1 protein-coding gene is annotated in these 1,211 nt (G+C 41.6%); it reads left to right on the forward strand.

What is annotated here, in order from left to right; genetic code table 11:
- Positions 1–17: 17 nt before the first annotated feature.
- On the forward strand, positions 18–1,211 hold a 1,194-nt coding region (locus tag A3729_RS27755; RefSeq protein WP_231877516.1), incomplete at its 3' end, for a HAMP domain-containing sensor histidine kinase.

Below are 1,211 nucleotides of genomic sequence, written 5' to 3' on the forward strand. Positions count from 1 at the left end.
GGAAGATCGTACTATCTATGCCTGCCCGGTATAGTATTGCGGTAGTAGATGAAATATCTGACGGCCTATTAAGCAATCTCTTAGTACTGTTAGTTTTCAGTGCTCTCTCTTATATTATCTTCTTCAACCTGGTCTTCATGGAGCCTATTAATAAGCTGACCCAGCAGGTGAGAAAGCTTGTTAGCCGTGAAGATTACGTAACGCGTCTGAAAATACCTAGCAGTAGCGAACTTTCCCAGTTAGCGAGCTGGTTTAATATTCGTACCTCTCAGCTGAGTGAAACCTTAGATGAGCTTAAGCAGCGAAACTCACAGTTGGATGACGCCAGAGAAGTTGCTGAAAGCGCTAACAGAAGTAAAAATATTTTTCTCGCATCCATGAGTCATGATATTCGAACGCCAATGAATGCCATCATTGGTTTGTCGGATGTGTTAAAGAAAACCAAACTCGATGCTGAGCAGGATAAGTTTGTAAATGTTATCAACTCTTCAGCTCAGGCTTTATTGTCCTTAATTAACGATATAATGGACTTTTCTAAGATCGAGGCGAATCAGTTAGATCTAGAAAGCATTCCTTTCGATTTGCGTCAGGTAGTTGATGACTGTGCAGATCTAATCAATTTTCAGGCACAAGAAAAGCGTTTGGAATTTATTTATTATCTATCTCCAGATATCAATCGCTGGGTCAAAGGCGACCCGAATAGAATACGACAGGTTATTCTGAATCTTGCTGCAACTGCGGTCAAGTTTACCAGTTCCGGGCGAGTTGAATTGTGGTTGGAATCGGCTTACCAGAATGACAACAATACCCAGCTAATTGTGGAAGTTCGAGATACCGGTATAGGGCTATCAAAAACTGCGCAAAGTAAGCTGTTTACTCCTTTCGTTCAAGGTGACTCTTCGACAACTGGAAAGTATGGCGGTACGGGCTTAGGGTTGACTATTTGTAAGCACTTGGCTGAGTTGATGGGTGGTAGCGTAGACTTTAGAAGTGAAGAAGGTATTGGCACAACGTTTATTTTCAAACTCAAACTGCAATGCCAGCAAGACAAAAATGTAGTACTACATGACGCTCAAAGAAAAACTGCATTGCCGACTAAAGTTCTATTGCTGGAAGGCAAGGATCACTTCCAAAACAGTGTGCTGGAACAGTATTTTAGAGCAGCAAAGATTGAATTTGAAACCTTCGTTAGTGTCTCATCCTGGTTGTCA

This window comes from Oleiphilus sp. HI0043 (genome assembly GCF_001634935.1).